The 18,514-nt window shown below is 69.9% G+C and carries 14 protein-coding genes, 2 pseudogenes and 1 riboswitch; of the genes and pseudogenes, 13 read left to right on the forward strand and 3 right to left on the reverse strand.

Annotation, left to right across the window (positions count from 1 at the left end):
- Positions 1–94: 94 nt before the first annotated feature.
- The 5 genes and pseudogenes from ACFWY9_RS27200 to ACFWY9_RS27220 form a co-directional block, all read left to right on the forward strand.
- Positions 95–748, forward strand: a pseudogene (locus ACFWY9_RS27200) (dihydrodipicolinate synthase family protein); the annotation flags it as partial.
- Positions 749–758: 10 nt separating this feature from the next.
- Positions 759–2,015 (forward strand): glucarate dehydratase family protein, encoded by a 1,257-nt coding sequence (locus ACFWY9_RS27205; RefSeq protein WP_378340266.1) that lies wholly within the window; start codon positions 759–761, stop codon positions 2,013–2,015.
- A gap of 4 nt (positions 2,016–2,019) precedes the next feature.
- Positions 2,020–3,171, forward strand: a complete 1,152-nt coding sequence (locus ACFWY9_RS27210) for a hypothetical protein (RefSeq protein WP_378340242.1) — start codon at positions 2,020–2,022, stop codon at positions 3,169–3,171.
- 41 nt (positions 3,172–3,212) lie between these two features.
- Positions 3,213–4,667: an aldehyde dehydrogenase (NADP(+)) gene (locus ACFWY9_RS27215; protein ID WP_378340243.1), complete on the forward strand. Its 1,455-nt coding sequence runs from the start codon at positions 3,213–3,215 to the stop codon at positions 4,665–4,667.
- A 69-nt stretch (positions 4,668–4,736) separates the two neighbouring features.
- Positions 4,737–7,085, forward strand: a complete 2,349-nt coding sequence (locus ACFWY9_RS27220) for a polysaccharide lyase 8 family protein (protein ID WP_378340244.1) — start codon at positions 4,737–4,739, stop codon at positions 7,083–7,085.
- A 4-nt stretch (positions 7,086–7,089) separates the two neighbouring features.
- Here ACFWY9_RS27220 and ACFWY9_RS27225 read toward each other — a convergent pair whose 3' ends face one another.
- Positions 7,090–7,626 (reverse strand): Lrp/AsnC family transcriptional regulator, encoded by a 537-nt coding sequence (locus ACFWY9_RS27225; protein WP_378340245.1) that lies wholly within the window; start codon positions 7,624–7,626, stop codon positions 7,090–7,092.
- Positions 7,627–7,704: 78 nt separating this feature from the next.
- Here ACFWY9_RS27225 and pdhA point away from each other — a divergent pair, with 78 nt between their 5' ends.
- The 5 genes from pdhA to ACFWY9_RS27250 all read left to right on the forward strand — a co-directional run bounded on the left by pdhA (position 7,705) and on the right by ACFWY9_RS27250 (position 13,494).
- On the forward strand, positions 7,705–8,811 hold the full coding sequence (gene pdhA, locus ACFWY9_RS27230; protein WP_378323954.1) for a pyruvate dehydrogenase (acetyl-transferring) E1 component subunit alpha: 1,107 nt from the start codon (positions 7,705–7,707) through the stop codon (positions 8,809–8,811).
- Position 8,812: 1 nt separating this feature from the next.
- A complete protein-coding gene (locus ACFWY9_RS27235) occupies positions 8,813–9,814 on the forward strand; it encodes an alpha-ketoacid dehydrogenase subunit beta (RefSeq protein WP_378340246.1) in 1,002 nt (333 codons plus the stop codon).
- Complete coding sequence (locus ACFWY9_RS27240) at positions 9,807–11,045, forward strand: dihydrolipoamide acetyltransferase family protein (protein ID WP_378340247.1); 1,239 nt, start codon at positions 9,807–9,809, stop codon at positions 11,043–11,045. Before ACFWY9_RS27235 ends, ACFWY9_RS27240 begins: the two co-directional genes overlap by 8 nt.
- Before the next feature lie 105 nt (positions 11,046–11,150).
- Positions 11,151–11,873: a phosphatase PAP2 family protein gene (locus ACFWY9_RS27245; RefSeq protein ID WP_378340248.1), complete on the forward strand. Its 723-nt coding sequence runs from the start codon at positions 11,151–11,153 to the stop codon at positions 11,871–11,873.
- 88 nt (positions 11,874–11,961) lie between these two features.
- On the forward strand, positions 11,962–13,494 hold the full coding sequence (locus ACFWY9_RS27250; RefSeq protein ID WP_378340249.1) for a hypothetical protein: 1,533 nt from the start codon (positions 11,962–11,964) through the stop codon (positions 13,492–13,494).
- Here the strand turns inward: ACFWY9_RS27250 and ACFWY9_RS27255 are convergent.
- On the reverse strand, positions 13,485–13,706 hold the full coding sequence (locus ACFWY9_RS27255) for a hypothetical protein (RefSeq protein WP_378340250.1): 222 nt from the start codon (positions 13,704–13,706) through the stop codon (positions 13,485–13,487). The two genes, ACFWY9_RS27250 and ACFWY9_RS27255, sit on opposite strands and share 10 nt — an antisense overlap.
- Positions 13,707–14,063: 357 nt before the next feature.
- The gene (locus ACFWY9_RS27260) at positions 14,064–15,323 is read right to left on the reverse strand and encodes a DUF222 domain-containing protein (RefSeq protein WP_378340251.1); all 1,260 of its coding nucleotides are present in this window, start codon (positions 15,321–15,323) and stop codon (positions 14,064–14,066) included.
- Between the two features lie 755 nt (positions 15,324–16,078).
- Positions 16,079–16,194, forward strand: a riboswitch (cobalamin riboswitch).
- 98 nt (positions 16,195–16,292) lie between these two features.
- Here ACFWY9_RS27260 and ACFWY9_RS27265 point away from each other — a divergent pair.
- From ACFWY9_RS27265 to ACFWY9_RS27275, 3 genes and pseudogenes are all read left to right on the forward strand, one after another.
- Positions 16,293–17,363: a FecCD family ABC transporter permease gene (locus tag ACFWY9_RS27265; RefSeq protein ID WP_378323947.1), complete on the forward strand. Its 1,071-nt coding sequence runs from the start codon at positions 16,293–16,295 to the stop codon at positions 17,361–17,363.
- On the forward strand, positions 17,363–18,172 hold the full coding sequence (locus tag ACFWY9_RS27270) for an ABC transporter ATP-binding protein (protein WP_378340252.1): 810 nt from the start codon (positions 17,363–17,365) through the stop codon (positions 18,170–18,172). The genes ACFWY9_RS27265 and ACFWY9_RS27270 overlap by 1 nt, the downstream gene beginning before the upstream one ends.
- A pseudogene (locus ACFWY9_RS27275) lies at positions 18,148–18,514 on the forward strand (hypothetical protein); the annotation flags it as partial. The gene ACFWY9_RS27270 and the pseudogene ACFWY9_RS27275, both read left to right, overlap by 25 nt.

Consider the following 18,514-nt stretch of genomic DNA (forward strand, 5'->3'; position numbering starts at 1 on the left):
GGCGGGGTTCGGGCGGAGGGGGTGTGCGGGGGGGGGGGGCGGGCCCGGGGTGTGGGGGGGGGGGGGGGGGGGCGCGGGGGCGGGGGGGCCCGCGATCGCCGCGGCGGAGGAGGGGGGCGCCGACGGCGTTCTCCTCCTCCCGCCCTATCTCGTGTCCGGTCCGCCCGCCGGGCTGGTCGACTTCGTCCGCTTCGCGGTCGGCGAGTCCTCGGTGCCGGTGATCGTCTACCACCGGGGCACCGGCGTGTTCACCGCTCCGACCGCGGTGTCCCTTGTGGACATTCCGTCCGTGGTGGGGCTCAAGGACGGCTTCGGCGACGTCGAGCTGATGACCCGGATCGTCACCGCGATCCGGTCCGTCGGCACCGAGCGGGCGCGGGACTTCCTGTTCTTCAACGGGCTGCCGACCGCGGAGGTCTCGGCGAAGGCGTACGCGTCGGTCGGCGTCGCGCGATATTCGTCGGCGGTGCACTGTTTCGCCCCGGAGATCGCGCACCGCTTCCACCGGGCGCTGGCCGAGGGGGACAATGCGGTGATGGACACCCTGCTCAGCGGGTTCTACCTGCCGCTGGTCGCGCTCCGCGACGAGACGCCAGGGTTCGCCGTGTCGCTGGTCAAGGCCGCCGCGCGGCTGCGCGGGGACAAGGTCGGCCCGGTGCGCCCGCCGCTGGTCGAGCCGACGCCGGAGCAGATCGACCGGCTGGCGCAGATCGTCGAGAACGGCTTCACGACGCTGAAGGGGCTGTGAAGCGGTGAGCTTGAAGATCCAGGACGTCGTGTTGACGCCGGTCGCGTTCGCGGACGCGCCGCTGCTCAACGTGATGGGCGTGCACGAGCCGTTCGCGCTGCGGAGCGTCGTGCAGGTGATCTGCGAGGACGGCGTCGTCGGGCTCGGCGAGTCCTACGGCGACGCCGCGTTCCTCGGCGAGGTGCGCAAGGTGCTGCCGCGGCTGCGCGGGCACGACGTGTTCGACCTGCCGGGGCTGCGGCGGATCGTGGCCGAGACCCTTGCCGGTACGGTGCTCACCGACGAGCACGGGCTGATCGGCGGTTTCTCCATCCGTAAGACCATTTCCAGCGTGTTCTCGCTGTTCGAGGTCGCCTGCCTGGACGCGCAGGGGCACGCGCTGGGACTCCCGGTCGTCGACCTGCTCGGCGGCAAGGCCAGGGACGCCGTCGAGTTCTCCGCGTACCTGTTCTACAAGTACGCCCAGCACATCGACGGCACCGAGGACTCCTGGGGCGAGATTTTGACGCCGGAGCAGCTCGTCGGCTCGGCGCGCCGGATGATCGACGAGTACGGCTTCCGCTCGATCAAGCTCAAGGGCGGCGTTTTCGAGCCTCGCCAGGAAGCCGACGGCATCCACGCCCTCGCCCAAGCCTTCCCCGGGCACCCGCTGCGGATCGACCCCAACGCCGCGTGGACGGTCGACACCGGGATCGCGGTGGCCAAGGAACTCGACGGCGTCCTGGAGTACCTCGAAGACCCGACGCCGGGGATCGAGGGCATGGCGAAGGTCGCCGAACACGCGAACATGCCGCTGGCCACCAACATGTGCGTGGTCAACCTCGGTGACATCGAACCCGCTTTCCGTGCCCGCGCGATCGGCGTCCTGTTGTCGGATCACCACTTCTGGGGCGGGATGCGGGCCACCCAGGCGCTCTCGGTGACCTGCGAGAGCTTCGGCGTCGGGCTGTCCATGCACTCCAACAGCCACCTCGGCATCAGCCTCGCCGCGATGGTGCACGTCGCCGCCGCCACGCCGCATCTCACCTTCGCCTGCGACACGCACTGGCCGTGGAAGGATGCCGACGTGATCGCGCCGGGCGCGCTCGAGTTCCGCGAGGGCGCGGTGGCGGTTCCGGGCAAGCCCGGCCTCGGCATCGAAATCGACCCCGACGCGCTCGCCAGGGCGCACGAGAACTTTGTCCGGTGTGGACTGACGAAACGGGACGATGTGACGTACATGCGGAAGTTCGAGCCCGGCTTCGAGCCGAACACGGCGAGGTGGTGACCCGGTGAAGGTGACTGGTTACGCCTATCCGTGGGACGTGCTCGCCAGTCCCGGCTTCACCGCCCGCGCGGCCGATCTGGAGGCGGACGAGGTCGCGGTGGCGCTGTCCTACCACAGCGCGCGGGCCGCGACGCCGTGGTCGGAGCGGGGCACGTCGGTGCTGGCGCGGCACGCCGCGTTCTACCGGCCGGTGCGCGAGGAAGCTTGGCGGGACAAGGAACTCCGTCCGTCCACGCCGGACTGGATAGATTGGCCCGACAGTGGCGGCGACGCGGTCCGGCTGCTCAACGAGGCAGGGATCCCGGCCGCCGCGTGGATCGTGCTCACGCACAACTCGCAGCTGGGCATCGCGAACCCCGGCGTCGCCGTGCGCAACTGTTTCGGCGAGGTCTACCCGTGGGCGCTGTGCCCGGCACAGCCCGCGGTCCGCGAATATTCGGCGACGCTCACCGCCGAAGCCGTCGACGGGCTGGAGCTGTCGTCGGTGATCCTGGAGGCCTGCGGTCCGCTCGGCGCGGTCCATCAGCACCAACACGAAAAGACCGACGGCGTCTGGGCGCCCGCGGTGGCGCGGCTGCTGTCGGTGTGCTGCTGCACCGCCTGCGCCGAGGGCTGGACCGAGCGCGGGCACGACGCCGACACCATCCGTGAACAATTGCGGGGCGAGGTGCGGCGGCTGATCGCCGCGGGTGACCTGACCCTGACCGAGGACAAGCTGCTGCCTTCGGTGCGCCGCGGCATCCTCGAAACGCGCCAGGCCGCGACCGACGCGTTGCGGCACGCGGTGCTGGAACGCCTTCCGGACGGCACCCGGATCGTGCTGCACGGCGCGCTCGACCCGTGGGTCACCGGCGCGCTGCCGGGGCTCACCCCGGCCGCCTCCGAGGAGGTCGGCGCCGTCGTGCTGCAGAACTGGGCCCCCGGACAGTCCAGTGTGGACGCTGTCGCGGCGGCACGGGCGAAGCTGCCCGAGAAGGTCGCCGTCGGCAGTTACATCACCGCCGTGGCGGCCAGCCCCGTGCCCGACATCGAGGCCTACGTCACCGAACTCGGGAAGGCGGGTGCGGCCGAGGTGCACCTGTACCACCTCGGGCTCGCCGGGCCCGCCCGCTGGCCGGACCTGCTGGCCGCCGGTGCCGCCGCCCACAGTTTCTGAACCTTCTTTCAGAGACACAGTCGTTGAGGAGTAAGGAAAGTATGAGCCAGGAAACCGACCCCGCCACGCTGGAAGCGATCCTCGCGGGCGCTGCGGCGGCCGCCCGGCCCGCGGCGGCCGCGACCCCGGCCGAGCGCGCGCGGTGGCTCGACGCGGTCGCCGACGCCCTCGACGCCGCCGCCGGGGAACTGGTCCCGCTCGCCCACGCCGAGACGCACCTCCCGGCGTCGCCGCGCCTGCAAGGTGAGCTGAAGCGGACGACGTTCCAGCTGCGCCTGTTCGGCAAGGTGCTGGCCGACGGCGAGTACCTCGGCGCCACGGTCGACCACGCCGATCCGGACTGGCCGATGGGCCCGCGCCCGGACATCCGGCGTGTGCTCGTCCCGATCGGCCCGGCGCTGGTGTTCGCCGCGAGCAACTTCCCGTTCGCGTTCAGCGTCGCGGGCGGGGACACCGCGTCGGCGCTGGCCGCCGGCTGCCCTGTCGTGCTCAAGGCACACCCCGGCCACGAGGAACTTTCCGCGCGTACCGGGCAGATCGTGCGCGAGGCACTCGTCGCGGCGGGCGCGCCGGAGGGCATGTTCGACGTCATCCACGGCGTCGAGGCGGGCGTCACCGCGCTCAAGGACCCGCGGATCGCGGCGTCGGCGTTCACCGGTTCGGTGCCCGGGGGCCGGGCACTGTTCGACATCGCCGTGTCCCGGCCGACGCCGATCCCGTTCTACGGTGAGCTCGGCAGCGTCAACCCGGTCGTGGTCACCCCGGGCGCGCTCGCCGCGCGGGGCGAGGCCGTCGCGAAGGGCTACGCGGGGTCGTTCAGCCTGGGCGCCGGGCAGTTCTGCACCAAGCCGGGCCTGCTGTTCCTGCCCGAGGGGCACGGTCTCGACGACGTCCTGCGCGAGGCCGTGGCCGCGGTCGCGGCGCAGCCGATGCTCAACGATCGCATCGCGTACGGTTACGAGAACAAGCTCGGCGAACTGCGCGATGTGTCCGGTGTGGACGTTGTCGTCGAAGGTTCGGCCGACGGATCGGCGTTCACGCCGACGCTGTTGGCCACCACCGCGAAGGAGTTCCTCGCCGGGGGAGCGGCGGTGCACGAAGAGTGCTTCGGCCCCGCCTCGCTCGTCGTCACCTACACCGATCAGGCCGAGCTGCTGGACGTGCTGGCCACGCTCGAACCCGGGCTCACCGCGACGATCCAGGGCGAGGAGGACGAGGCGGGTCTCGTCCGCGGCCTGCTGCCCGCGCTGACGCGGCTGGCCGGGCGGCTGCTGTGGAACGACTGGCCGACAGGGGTGACCGTGAGCTGGGCCCAGCAGCACGGCGGCCCGTACCCCGCCACCACCGCACCGACCACCACCTCGGTCGGCACCGCGGCGATCGAGCGGTTCCTCCGGCCGGTCGCGTGGCAGGGGTTCCCCGACGCGCTGCTGCCCGAGGCCCTGCGCGACGCCAACCCGTGGCGGCTCCCGCGCCGTACCGACGGCATCCGCTGACCCCGTAGCTCCCCGTCCCCTCTCTCGCAAGTCCGTCTCTTGAGCCAATGACGCCTTGGAGGCTTCGCCATGCCCGTGAACAGGAGAACCGCCCTGCGGGGCGGCGCGATCGCGGCCGCTTCCGTCGCGCTGAGCGCTTCGGCCCGTCCCGCGTTCGCGGCGAGCGCGCCCGGTGCTCCGCGGGAGGCTGCTTCGGCGTTCGCGTCGATCGTCAAGGCGTACCGCGAGCTTCAGACGGGGATCAACCGGCCGTCGCCGGAGCGGGCCGAGGCGCTGGCGAACCTCGGCCGGGTCGCCAAGGCGTACAACGCGAGCATGTCGGTCACCGAAGGTCCACTGTGGACGGATCTGCCGTTCGGGCCGGGCAGTGACTACACGACGTCGATGTACGCGCGGCTGCGGGCGATCGCGGTCGACTGGGGAACGCCGGGCGGGACGCTGTCCGGCGACCCGGTCGTCCTCGACCGGATCAAGCGGGCGCTCGATCTGCTGTACACCCACCAGTACAACGAGAACACCGCCGAGCTGGGAAACTGGTACACCTACGAGATCGGGATCCCGTACTACCTGCTGCACACCCTGTCAGTGGTGGCGGACAAGCTCGATCCGGCCGACCTCGCGCGGTACCTCAAGCCGGTCCTGCGCTTCGTCGGCGACCCGAACCGGAGGACGAACAACCAGGGCATCGTGGAGACCGGGGCGAACCGGGCGGACAAATCGCTGATCGCGATCGTGTCCGGCGCGATGCTCGGGGACACCGGGCGGATCCACAAAGGACTCGACGCGCTGGTCGACGTCGCGGGCAACGGCGCGGCGAGTGTCGTCGCGAAGCTCGACAAGGCGGCGGGGGACGGGTTCCACACCGACGGTTCGTTCATCCAGCACGACTCGATCCCATACCCCGGCCACTACGGCATCGTGCTGCTCACCGCGCTTGCCGGGACGATCCATGTCACGCAGGGCACGGAGTTCGCGCTGCCGGAATCGTTGCGGCAGCAGATCTTCGCGCTCGTCGCCGACAGCTTCGCGCCGTTCGTGTACGCGGGCGCGCTGATGGAGCCGGTGCGTGGCCGGATGCTGTCGCGGCAGGGCGAGACCGGGCACGACATCGGGCACCAGCTGACCGTCGCCGTCGTGCTGCTCGCGCGTTCGGCGACCGGCGCGGTGAAGACGGACCTGGGTGGCCTCGCCGCCAAGTGGATCAAGGAGGGCACCTACGCGCCATTCCTCAAGATTCCGGACCCGGAGCGGTTCGCGCCCGGCCCCGACCTGGTGGCGATCCCGGGTATCGAGTTCGCGCAGGAGCTGCTCGCGGGCCCGGTCCGCTCGGCGCCGATCGTCGCCGAGCACCGGATCTTCGGGCAGCAGGACCGGATGGTGCACGTCACCGAGGGCTGGTCGGCCTCGCTCGGCGTCAGCTCGACGCGGATCTCGCGCTACGAGTCGGTCAACGCGATGAACCTGCACGGCTGGTACACCGGCGACGGGGTGCTGTACACCTTCCTGCCCAACGCCAAAGGCCATTACACCGACGCGTACTGGCCGACCGTCGATCCGCTGCTGCTGCCGGGGACGACGGCGAAGACCGGCCCGACCGGCCCGCTCGGTCAGGTTCCGCTGACGAAGAACGCGCACACCGGTGGTGTGCGCTGGGACGCCCGGCACGGGGCCTACGCGCTGGACTTCGTTTCGGCGGACGGCACGCTGACCGCGAAGAAGTCGTGGTTCTTCACCCCGTCCGGGGTGGTGTGCCTCGGTGCCGGGATCACCGACGCCTCCGGCGAGCGGGTGCGGACGGTGATGGAGAACCGGTGCGTCAGCTCGGGTGCTCTCCTGATCGAGGGGAGGCGTTCTCGCGCGGGACTCGGTGAATCATCCACTGTGGACAATCCGCGCTGGCTGCACCTGGCCGATGTCGGAGGTTACGTCCTGCTGGACGACGCGCGGCTGACGACGTTGCGCGAGGACCGGACCGGTACCTGGCGGGACGTCGACACCGGCGCGAACACCAAGGGCACCACGGTGCCCTACACCCGGCGTTACCAGAAGCTGGTGATCGAACACGGCGTCAAACCGTCGGAAGCGCGGTACGCCTACGTCGTGCTTCCGGGCGCGAGCTGGGTCGCCACGGCGGCGTCGGCGTGGTCGTGGCGGGTCCGGGCGAACACGACCTCGGTGCAGGCGGTTCGCTTGTGGGACAACACTTTGCTGGCGAACTTCTTCGGTGCGGGGTCGGTCGACGAGGTGACCGTGTCCGGCCCCGCGGCGATCGCGCTGGGGCGCAAGGACGGCCGGTGGCAGCTCGCCGTGTCCGACCCGACCCAGCTGCAGGAGAGCGTGACCGTGACGGTACGGCGGAGGAAGGTCGTGGTGCCGCTCAAGGGGACCTACGGCGCGACGAAGGTCGTCCCGTTGTAAGGGGTCAGCCGCGCAGGGTGTCGCCAGGGCGCTCCTCGAAGATCAGCCAGGTGCGGGTGTTGCGGATGCCTTCGATGGCTTGGAGGCGGTCGAGCACGACGTCCCGCAGTGAGGTGTTGTCCGGCGCGCGGACCAGGAGCAGCACGTCGAAGTCCCCGCCGACGAGGGCGACGTGGTCGACGTACGGGATCTTGCCGAGCCGTTCGGCCATCGTGCGCCAGGACGTCTGCTCGATGGTGATCATGATGTACGCGCTCGTGCCGAACCCGGCCTGGCGCGGGTCGATCCGCGCGCCGAACCCGGTGATCACCTGCTCGCCGAGGAGCCGTTCGAGGCGGCTGTAGGCGTTGGTGCGGGAGATGTGCAGCCGGTCCGCGAGCGCGCGGATCGACATCCGGCCGTCCTCGGTCAGTGCGGCGAGGATCGCCTGGTCGACGTCGTCGAGGGCGGGTGCCGTTCGTCCGCCGGGCCGCCCGGTGACCTGGGTCTCACTGGACGTATTGCCGTCGGAAATCGCTTTCTCGGTCAATCTGTCGCTCATTTCGCGCGCTGCTTGAACACTGCTTCGGCCACGGACACCATTCTTGCATCACATGTCACAGAGAGGGTGGTGCTGTCGATGACGCGGCGCGAGGACCGGCCGAAGGCTGCCGAGCTGTTGCCCTCCGAGACCCCGGTGCGGTTCGTCGCCGAGGACGGCACGGCGGTCGGCCAGCGTGCCGGGTACGCCGAACCCGCGCTCGACCGGCTGCGCACGGCGTACCGGCTCATGGTGCGCGGCCGCCGGTTCGACGCGCAGGCGACGGCGCTGACGAAGCAGGGCAGGCTCGCGGTGTACCCGTCGAGCTCGGGCCAGGAGGCCTGCCAGGTCGCGAGCGCGCTGGCGCTGCGGCCGGACGACTGGCTGTTCCCGACCTACCGTGATTCCGTCGCGCTGGTCTCGCGCGGCCTCGAACCTGGCGAAGTCCTGACGCTGCTGCGCGGTGACGCGCACTGCGGCTACGACCCGTCCTCGACGCGAGTCGCGCCGCAGTGCACCCCGCTGGCGACGCAGACCCTGCACGCCACCGGACTCGCCCACGCCCTGCGCCGGCGCGGCAAGGACACCGTGGTGCTGGCGCTCATCGGGGACGGGGCCACGAGCGAGGGCGACTTCCACGAGGCGCTCAACTTCGCGGCCGTCTTCGACGCGCCGGTGGTGTTCTTCGTGCAGAACAACGGTTACGCGATCTCGGTGCCGTTGGAGAAGCAGAGCGCCGCGCCCGCGCTGGCGTACAAGGGCGTCGGGTACGGCGTGCGCTCCGAGCAGGTCGACGGCAACGACGCCGTCGCGGTGCTGGCCGTGCTCGACGCCGCCGTCGACCACGCGCGGCGGGGCGGCGGGCCGATGCTCGTCGAGGCGCACACCTACCGGATCGACGCGCACACCAACGCCGACGACGCCACCCGGTATCGCGACGCCGAGGAGGTCGAACGCTGGCGGGCCGCGGATCCGGTCCGGCGCCTCGAAACCTACCTGACGGGCCGGGAAGCCTTGTCCGCCAAGGATATCGAGCAGTTCCACGCCGAGGCCGAGGACTTCGCGGCAGCCGTGCGGGACACGATGAACGCCGAACCGCACCTCGATCCGCTGTCGGTGTTCGAGCACGTCTACGCCGAACCCACTCGCCAGCTCGTCGCGCAGCGCGCGCTGGTGGCAGCCGAACTCGAAGCCCAGGAGGCGTGAGATGACCCCGGTTTCGATGGCGCAGGCACTCAACGGAGCACTGCGGGACGCGATGAAGGACGATGACCGCGTACTCGTCTTCGGTGAGGACGTCGGCGCGCTCGGCGGGGTGTTCCGGGTGACCGACGGGCTCACCGCGGACTTCGGCGAGGACCGCTGCTTCGACACGCCACTGGCCGAGTCCGGCATCGTCGGCTTCGCGATCGGCATGGCGATGGGCGGGTTCCGCCCGGTCGTGGAGATGCAGTTCGACGCCTTCGCCTATCCGGCGTTCGAGCAGATCACCTCGCACGTGGCGAAGCTGCGCAACCGCACGCGCGGCGCGTTGTCGCTGCCGATGGTGATCCGGGTGCCGTATGCCGGCGGCATCGGCGGGGTGGAACATCACTGCGATTCCAGCGAGGCCTACTACACGCACACACCCGGCCTGCGCGTCGTCACGCCGGGGACGCCGCAGGACGCCTACGACTTGTTGCGTGACTCGATCGAATCCGACGACCCGGTGATCTTCCTCGAGCCGAAGTGCCGGTACTGGGCCAAGGACGAGGTGACCTTCACCCGGACCGGTGCCGCCTTCGACAAAGCCGTCGTGCGCCGCCCCGGCCGGGACGTCACGCTCATCGCGTACGGGCCGATGGTCGCCACCGCACTGGAGACCGTGGAGGCCGCGACCGCGGAGGGCTGGGACGTCGAGGTCGTCGATCTGCGCTCGCTGGCGCCGTTCGACGACGAAACCGTGACCGCGTCCGTCCGCCGCACCGGGCGTGCGGTCGTGGTGCACGAGGCGGCCGGGTTCTCCGGCTACGGCGCCGAGGTCGTCGCGCGGGTGACGGAGCAGTGCTTCCACCACCTGCACGCGCCCGTCCTGCGGGTCACCGGGCTCGATATCCCTTATCCACCACCGAAACTGGAACGTCATCAGCTGCCGGACGTCGACCGGATCCTCGACACCATCGCGCGGTTGCAGTGGAACGACGAGCCGATGGAGGTCGCCGGTGCCTGACTTCCTGCTCCCCGACCTCGGTGAAGGGCTGACCGAGGCCGAGATCGTGCACTGGCTCGTGAAGGTGGGGGACACCGTCGCGGTGGACCAGGCCGTCGTCGAGGTCGAGACCGCGAAGGCGGCGGTGGAGGTGCCGGTGCCGTTCGCCGGTGTCGTGACGGCGTTGCACGGCGAACCCGGTCAGTCGTTGTCCGTGGGCTCGCCGCTGCTGTCCGTCGGTGAGGCCGCGGGATTCGCCGAGCCCGGCGTCGTGACCCCGTCGCCCGCCGAGGCCGAGTCCAGCGGAAACGTGCTGATCGGCTACGGGACCGCGCCGACTACCCGGCGCAGGCGGACCGGGCGGGTCAACGGTGCGGCACCGGCGACGGCCCCGGTGCAGGTGAGCGGGCCGGGCGTGATCTCGCCGTTCGTCCGGAAGCTGGCCTCGGACAACGGGATCGATCTCAGGCAGGTCATCGGCACCGGCCCGGACGGGATCATCCGCCGCGCCGACGTCGAAACCGTGCTGGCGGCGCGGCTGCCCGAACCCTCGGTGCCGACGGCGGGGGAGCGCAGGATTCCGTTGCGGGGCCTGCGGAAGGTGGTCGCGGACAAGCTGACGACGTCGCGCCGGGAGATCCCGGAGGCCACCGTGTGGGTGGACGTCGACGCGACCGAACTCGTCGCCGCGCGAGCCGCGCTCAACGCCGCGGCGCCCGACCGCCCGGTGTCGTTGCTCGGGCTGATCGCGCGGTTCGCCGTCGCGGGCCTGCGGCGGTTCCCCGAGCTGAACTCGCGCGTCGAGGGCGAGGAGATCGTGGTGCTGGACACGATCAACCTGGGCTTCGCGGCGCAGACCGCCCGGGGCCTCGTCGTCCCGGTCGTGCCCGGGGCCCACGAACTGTCCACAAGAGACTTGTCGGCCGCGATCGCCGAGCGTACGGCCGCGGCGCGCGAGGGCGGGCTGACCCCCGCCGAGCTGACCGGCGGGACCTTCACCGTCAACAACTACGGGGTGTTCGGCGTCGACGGGTCGGCCGCGATCATCAACCACCCCGAGGCCGCTATCCTCGGTGTCGGAAGGATCATGGACCGCCCGTGGATCGTGGACGGCGAACTCGCCGCCCGGAAGATCTGCGAGCTGACACTGGCCTTCGACCACCGCGTGTGCGATGGCGGCACCGCCGGTGGTTTCCTCCGGTTCGTCGCGGACTGCGTCGAATCCCCGGTCACGGCTCTCGGCGAGATGTAACCCTCCGTTCACGTTCAGCCCCTCACGCGGTCACCACACGTTCACTGGCATGATCGATTTGGTGTGTCCGTCATCAGGTGTTCACCTGGGGGAGGTAGCTGAATCGTGCTCTTCGATGTAATCAACGGCCTGGCCGGGCACAGTGCCGCGCTCGACGCGGTGATGAAGTTCGTGGCGGGCCCGTTGATCTACGTCCTGGTCGTCGCCGGCGGGCTGATCGTGCTGTGGACGATGCGGGGCAGGGCACTGGCGGACAACCTGTGGCTCGCCGGTCAGGTCGGAGCCGCGCTCGCACTGGGCTTCGTCGTCAACCGGGTCCTGCGCGCCTTCGCCGTCCACGAGCGCCCGTTCGAAACCCGCCCGGTGCACCAGCTCGTCCAGCACGAACCCGGCGTTTCCTTCCCCAGCAACCACGCCACCGCCGCGATGACCATCGCCTTCGTCGTCGGGTTCTTCGTCTCGAAGCGGTGGGGCTGGCTGCTCGGTGTCCCGGCCGCGCTGATCGCGATCTCGCGGGTGTACGTCGGCGTGCACTGGCCGTCGGACATCATCTTCGGCGCTTTGGTCGGGCTGGCCGCGACGCTGGCCGTGTGGTGGGCCGCCCCGCGTGTGCGGGAACGTGTCGAAGAGCGGTTCGCGAAGCCTGCGCCCGCGGAGCCATCGGACCGTGTTCCGTCCGCCGAAGCCGACACCGTGATCATTCCCCGTCGGCGTGAAGCCCCTCCGCGGCAGGCTCCGCCGCAACGTCCGGGTGCCGCGCCGCGGCCGATCGCCCCGCGCCGTCCCTCGGAAGCCGAAACCGTGGTGTTCCGCCGCGTCCGGCGCTGAACGTTTCCGGTTGGTCCTTTTGCGGGGTTACCAATGCCACGGCGGCCGCTAGGCTCGAGGTGTCGATCATGCCTTGGGGGGATGAACCATGAGGACGTCTGGCAGACCCGCGCGGGCTTGGCTGCTCGTCGCTGCCGTGATCGGTGGTCTCGGTGTGGTGCCGGGCACCGCCGCCGCCCAGAACCCGGTCTCGCACTATCCGGCAGCGGCGTCGAAGGCACCCACGGTCACTTCCACGGTGTACCGGGAGAACGGTGGTCCGCCCGGCGACGGCGGTCAGGGCCTGCCAGGCGACTTCACGTTCAGCGCCGACGGCGACCAGAACGTGGTGGCGTTCGAGTACTCCGGGCTCGGCATCCGCGGTGGCCGGGTGACGGCCGACCATCCGGGCGGCTCCGCCACCGTGACGGTCACTCCTGCCATCGACGGACCGGTCTCCATCGAGGTCACCGGCGTCGGAAGTGCGGGCGACCGATCACCTGCCCGGTCTTACCGGTACTGGGTACGGGCCACCGCCCCCGCCGCGCAGGTGCCGTGGTTCGAACTCGGGGTGTCCGCGGACATCGTGTTCACCGCCACCCAGGAGGGGGCGGCGACGTTCGTCTACCGGATCGACGGCGGTGCCGAGCAGTCGCTTCCCGTGGGCCAGGACCGCACGGGGCGCGTTCCGCTCCTGTTTTCCCAGCCTGGACAGGAAAGCCACAAGCTCGTGGTGTGGACGGTCGACGCCACGGGCGTCAAGTCCGGCGTCACCGACCGCGCCTTCTACGTCAATCAGGTGGAGCCTTCGGTGACGGTCGACGCGTGGTCCGGTCTCGTCGGTCAGAAGCGGGTTTTCACGGTCGAGCCGAACCGGAACGGTGTGGTGTCGTACGTGTATCGGATCGGCCGGGACCCCGAGGTGCCGGTGCCCGCCGCTCCGGACGGTTCGCTGACCTTCGAATACACACCGACCGCGAAGGGCACTTTCGATGTCCGCGTGGCGAGCGTGAACGCGGCAGGTGTCCGATCCGGCTGGGGCGAGAGCGGTTTCCAGGCGGATGCGCCCGCGCCGACGGTGACGAGCGCCGAGTACCCCGGCGGTTCCCCGGAGAGCGGCGGCCCCGGTGTCGCCGGCACTTTCGTGCTCTCTTCGCCGCGCCTGCCGGTGGTCTCGTACCGATACGTTTTCGACGGCGAGGCGGAACAGACGATCGCCGTGAGTGCCGACAGCTCGGCGTCGGTCCGCTGGACGCCCCGGGCGCCGGGTTATCGCTCCCTGCGGGTCCGTGGTGTGACCGCGTCGGGTGTGGTGACCGACGAGACGTCCTTCACGTTCTGGGTCAAAGCGCTACCGCCGATCGTGACCAGCCCGCAGTTTCCCGAGGGCGGCCCCTCGACCGCCAAGCCGGGGCAGCCGATCGAGTTCATCGTGACCCCCGCTTTGCGCGGTTCGCACGAGGTACTGTGGTCCATCGCGTTCAATCCGCCTCAGGTCGTCCCGGTCGGCCCGGACGGCAAGGCGACCTTCACTTACACGCTTCCGGAAACGTTCGAAGCATTCGAGCTCACCGTGTCGAGCCGGACGGCCGAAGGGTACGTGTCAGGTCCGGTGACGCGCACATACCACGTTCAGCCCTGACGTTCAGGCACTGAGCACTCGCGACGATTGCCGAGCGTTGTCAAGCCAGGCGGGGTCAACTCGGGTAGAGGGGCCTTGCTGTGAAGGGGGCCTTCACGACGCAGAATCGCCATACCAAGCGCGTCGGTGACGAGTTCGGTGCGCATGTGGTCGACGATGGACCAGCCGATGATGAGCCGGGAATAGGCGTTCATCACCGCGGCGCGATCCACAGCCGGTCCGGTGCGTCGACGGTGAAACGGCGGTTGGCCAGGTCCGGTCTGGGATCGGGGATCGTGGTGCGGGCCCGTCGGCGCCGAGTTCACGGATCAGCGGGAACGTTACTTGGGGAGGATGTTCTCCCGCGCGAAATACGCGGCGATCCGGCCTGGGTCATCCAGTTCCGCAGACAGGACTCACTGCCCCTCCCAGGTCCTTCACCGGCACAGCGACCGGTTTGCCGCTCAGCCTGGTTAGCGCAACGGCACGCTGGTGGAACTCGAGCGGATGTGGTGCAGGCACCGTGACATCCTCCTTGGTGACCACCGGTCACCTCAGGCAAGGTGTCCGGACAACCGGGGAACCTCACGTCAGGTTCTGAGGTGGATGGTGTTGCGTCGCGGTGTGCGGGTCGCGTCGAGCCAGGCGGGCGGCACGAACTCCGGTAGTCCGTCGCTGGCGATCCGGACTTCCCATTCGGAGTGGTGGATTACCTTGTGGTGGACGGAACAGAGGAGCACGAGATTGTCCACTTTGGTCTCACCATGGTGTGCCCAATACACCACATGGTGCGCCGTACAACGGTAAGCGGGTGCATCGCACCCCGGGAACGCGCAGCCTCCGTCGCGGCGGATCAAGGCCCGGCGGATGGCGGGGGTGGCGAGGCGTTGTGCCCGGCCGACGTCGAGGGGTTCGCTGTGCGAGCCCAGCACCATGGGGATGATCTTGGCGTCGCAGGCGAGGCGCCGTGCTTCGGCGGCGGTGATCTCCCCGAGCAGATCGAGGGTGGCTTGCCCGATGCCGGACCGTAGTTCTTCGAGTCCGACAGTGACGACGATGTGGGTGGCTTCTCCGGCTTGGGTGGGTAGGTCGGGGTGTTCGGCCCACATCCGTACCAGTTCGGAGAACGCGCAGCCGCGTCGCTCCCACTGGGTTCGGGTGTCGCGTCCGTCTTCTTCGGTGGCGGGGCGGGGTTTGGCGAGTGGGTCGAGCATGGCTTGCAGGCGTGCGGAGGTTTCGTCGTCGACGCGGGCTTTGATCTGGTGCCCGCCATCCCGGTGCGGGGCGATGGAGAACTCGGGCTGGAAGGGCTTTGGTTCCCGGGTTTTCGGCTCTTTCCCGTCGGGGTCGAGTTGACTCAGCAGGCGTCGTCCGGCGGCGCGGATTTCTCGGGGTCCGGCGGCGCGGGCGAGTTCGGCGAGGATTTTCTCCGCCTGTTCCCGATCCTGCGCCGACACGGTCTGGGGAAGCTTGTCCAGCACGCGCAGGATTTCGTCGATCTGCGCGGCCCCGACCGCGCCCTCGCTCGCGGCCTGCGCGGTCGCGGGCGCAGTAGGTGGCTGCTCGCCGGAAGTCAGGTCGCGGGTGCCGTTGAGCGCCAGCGCCCGCGCCGCGCGCGCCTTCGCTTCGGCGTACGGGATGTTCAACGTCTCCTGTAACAACCGCACAAGACTTCCGTATCCGGTGGTGTCGCGTATCCCGCGGCGTTCCAGCTCGGCCATGACCTCGCCCTGTACCGCGGCCTCACGACGCTGCACACACTCGGACTCCAGAAGCCTGTCCAGCAGGCAGCCGACATACTCGCGCCACCACTCGGTGCGCGAACTCTGGGTGCTGCTCTCGACGGCCACAACACCACTCTACTCCGTCCGATCGAACATGTGTGCTATCGATCGGGTGAACTCCCAGTCCTCGTTTTTCGTTGCTATATAAGGGATTCCGGCAAATCTTGGACTCCTCTTGCTTTGTGGCTGGTCACCGGCTTGGTAGATCCGGTCGGTGACCGCCGAGGGTGAACATGGTGTGGAGTAAGGTTTCCCCAGTTGTCCGGATACCTTGGCGTTGCCCGTTCCAATTCGAACAGACGCCGTCATGAGCTGGCCTTGTGCACGCCGTTCTCCTCCGCGCCTAGCTTCTGACCTTCGGCGAGGCAGAAGCCACGAGCGCGGCTCGTATGGATTCTGCGTTTGGTGGTGCATGATCATGTGTTGTGGTTGATGCGTTGTCGCGGCGGTAAGTGCCCACGGCCTATCGGCGGTTCACTGAATGGATCAACGTCGGATCGACTGGACCCGAGCAGTCCTTTGGCTACCACCGCTTCGTCACCCGATACGAACGCCACGTCGACCAGAGCCATTTTTGTCACCTGCCACGAATTCGCCGCATTTCATTCCGTCCTTTATGGACAGAAGGATAAGCGACTGCGACTCCATCGATCGCGGGTGCAGGGAGCGGCTTACGCACGGGCCGGTTCACCGGAAGAACCTGACGACCCCGGGTGAGCGTGACGATCGACGCCCCGTAGCCGCCACACCCGATGCCGAACCGGTCACAGCGGATTGACACCCGCTCCGTCCATGGTCGACGATCACCGGACGTACACACCACAAGTTCATCCGCGCCCGTTCGGGGGAAGCCGGTGGGAATCCGGCGCTGACCCGCAACGGTGGGCCGTCCCCGTGACGGCGAGCCCGAATACCCGTCGGGCGCGGTTTGCTCTGGTACCCGTCGTGGTCTGCGGGTCGCCGGTCCGGAGTCCCGTCCCGCCAGGACGGCCCTGGTCACGGTTGTCCGCGGGCCCGTGCCCGGAAGGCGAACGCATGGCCGCACCCGTTGGCCTCCAACGGACTCCACCACGTCGCCGCTCGGTCGTCCCCCTGATCACCCTGCTCATCGTGGCGCTGTTCGCCTCGCTCGTGTGCGGCGTCGCGCTCGGCGCGGCGAACGTGCCGATCCGTGACGTCGCGCGGTTCGCCGGCGCCGGGATCTCCGGTGGCTGGATCGACGCCGCGGACCTGCCGGGATATCAGATCGTCTGGCAGGTCCGGCTGCCACGTGTGCTGCTGGCCTTCGTGGTCGGCGCGGGGCTGAGCGCGGTGGGCGTCGCCAGCCAGGCACTGGTCCGCAACGCCCTCGCCGATCCGTTCGTGCTCGGGGTGTCCTCGGGCGCGTCGGTGGGTGCGACCGCCTCGATCGTCCTCGGCCTTTTCGCGTCTCTCGGTCTCTATGGCCTGTCGGCGGCCGCGTTCCTCGGCGCGCTGGGGGCGACCCTGCTCGTTTACCTCGCCGCTCGTTCGCGAGAGGGCATGACACCGTTGCGGCTGGTACTGACCGGAACCGCGATGGCATACGGATTCTCCGCCGTCAGCACGGTTCTGGTCTTCATGGCACCCCGCGGTGACGCGGTGCGCGCGGCGTTGTTCTGGCTGCTCGGCAGTCTCGGCGGCGTCACCTGGCAGTCGGTGCCGGTGGCCGCGGCCGCGGTCGGGCTCGGCCTCCTCTACTTCCACGTTTCGGCACGGAGGCTCAACGCGCTGGCCATGGGGGACGAGACGGCCGCGACCCTCGGCGTCGATCCCGCGCGGTTGCGCCGCACGCTCTTCGTGGTGTGCGCTGCCGTGACCGGCTGCCTCGTCGCCGTGAGCGGCGCGGTCGGGTTCGTCGGGCTCATGGTCCCGCATCTGGTACGCATGGCTGTCGGCGCCGACCACCGCCGGGTGCTCGCCGTGGCGCCGCTCGCCGGGGGTGTACTGCTGGTGTGGGTCGACCTGCTCGCCCGCACGCTGGTGGCGCCCGAGGAACTCCCGCTCGGCGTGCTCACCGCCGCGTTCGGCGTCCCGGTGTTCGTCTGGCTGATGCGCCGCCGCGGCTACGTTTTCGGCGGCCGCTGATGGAGATCCGGGTCGAAGATCTCACGGTGACCGTCGCCGGCAGGCAGTTGGTGCGCGACCTGCGGCTGCGGGTACCCGAGGGTGCCGTCGTCGGGCTCGTCGGGCCCAACGGCTGCGGGAAGTCCACGACGTTGCGGTGTGTCTACCGTGCGCTGCGCCCTTCCGCCGGAGTGGTGCGGCTCGACGGCGACGACGTCTGGACGCTCTCCGCGCGTGACAGCGCCCAACGTGTCGCGGCGTTGCCGCAGGAACAGCACATGGAGTTCGACTTCACCGCCGCCGAGGTGGTCGCCATGGGCCGTTTCCCGCACAAGCGGGCCTTCGAACGCGACACCGACGCGGACGACGACCTTTGTGCGCGGGCACTGCGCCGGGTCGGGGCGGAGCACCTCGCCGAGCGCGGGTATCTCACACTTTCCGGCGGGGAACGCCAGCGCGTGCTCGTCGCCCGCGCGCTCGCCCAGCAGCCGAAGGTGCTGGTGCTCGACGAGCCGACCAACCACCTCGACGTCCGCTACCAGCTCGAAATCCTTGACCTGGTCCGGGAAACCGGGGTCACCGCGCTCGTCGCGCTGCACGATCTGAACCTCGCGGCGTCCGCGTGCGACCTCCTCTACGTCCTCGCCGGTGGCCGGGTCGTCGCCGACGGCACCCCGCGCGAGGTGCTCACCCCCGAGCTGATCGCCGCGACGTTCGGCGTGCGCGCCCACGTCGTGCCGCATCCCGTTTCGGGCGCGCCGCAGCTTCTGTACAGCAACGCCGTCGAACCGAAAGGATCCCCGCGATGTCGCGACGACGTTCCCTCCTGACCGCGCTCGCCGCGCTGCTGCTCGTCACCGGATGCGGTGCGCAGGTCCGGCCGGAAGCCACGAGCGCGGCGGCCGGGTATCCCGTCACCGTCAGGAACTGCGGCCAGGATCTGACGTTCGCCAAGGTGCCGGGCAAGGTCGTGGCCTACGACAGCGGCATCCTCGAGATGTTGTTCGCGCTCGGCCTCCGTGACCGCATCGCGGGGTACGTCATGCCGCACGGGCAGAACAAGGACATCGAAGGGTCGCGGGGGGGGGGCGCGGGGGGAAGCGCCCCCCCGCGGGGGGGGGGCCCACGGAGCCAAGGGGGGGGGGTGCGGGGGGGGGGGGGGGTGGGGGTCG

The sequence above is a fragment of the Amycolatopsis sp. NPDC059027 genome (assembly GCF_042739735.1).
Lineage (GTDB): Bacteria > Actinomycetota > Actinomycetes > Mycobacteriales > Pseudonocardiaceae > Amycolatopsis.

Excerpts from the sequence above, each read along its gene's own strand:
- ACFWY9_RS27215 (WP_378340243.1), top strand. The coding sequence starts at position 3,213 with ATGAGCCAGGAAACCGACCCCGCCACGCTGGAAGCGATCCTCGCGGGC.
- ACFWY9_RS27220 (WP_378340244.1), top strand. The coding sequence starts at position 4,737 with ATGCCCGTGAACAGGAGAACCGCCCTGCGGGGCGGCGCGATCGCGGCC.
- ACFWY9_RS27225 (WP_378340245.1), bottom strand. The coding sequence starts at position 7,626 with ATGAGCGACAGATTGACCGAGAAAGCGATTTCCGACGGCAATACGTCC.
- pdhA (WP_378323954.1), top strand. The coding sequence starts at position 7,705 with ATGACGCGGCGCGAGGACCGGCCGAAGGCTGCCGAGCTGTTGCCCTCC.
- ACFWY9_RS27235 (WP_378340246.1), top strand. The coding sequence starts at position 8,813 with ATGACCCCGGTTTCGATGGCGCAGGCACTCAACGGAGCACTGCGGGAC.
- ACFWY9_RS27250 (WP_378340249.1), top strand. The coding sequence starts at position 11,962 with ATGAGGACGTCTGGCAGACCCGCGCGGGCTTGGCTGCTCGTCGCTGCC.
- ACFWY9_RS27265 (WP_378323947.1), top strand. The coding sequence starts at position 16,293 with ATGGCCGCACCCGTTGGCCTCCAACGGACTCCACCACGTCGCCGCTCG.
- ACFWY9_RS27270 (WP_378340252.1), top strand. The coding sequence starts at position 17,363 with ATGGAGATCCGGGTCGAAGATCTCACGGTGACCGTCGCCGGCAGGCAG.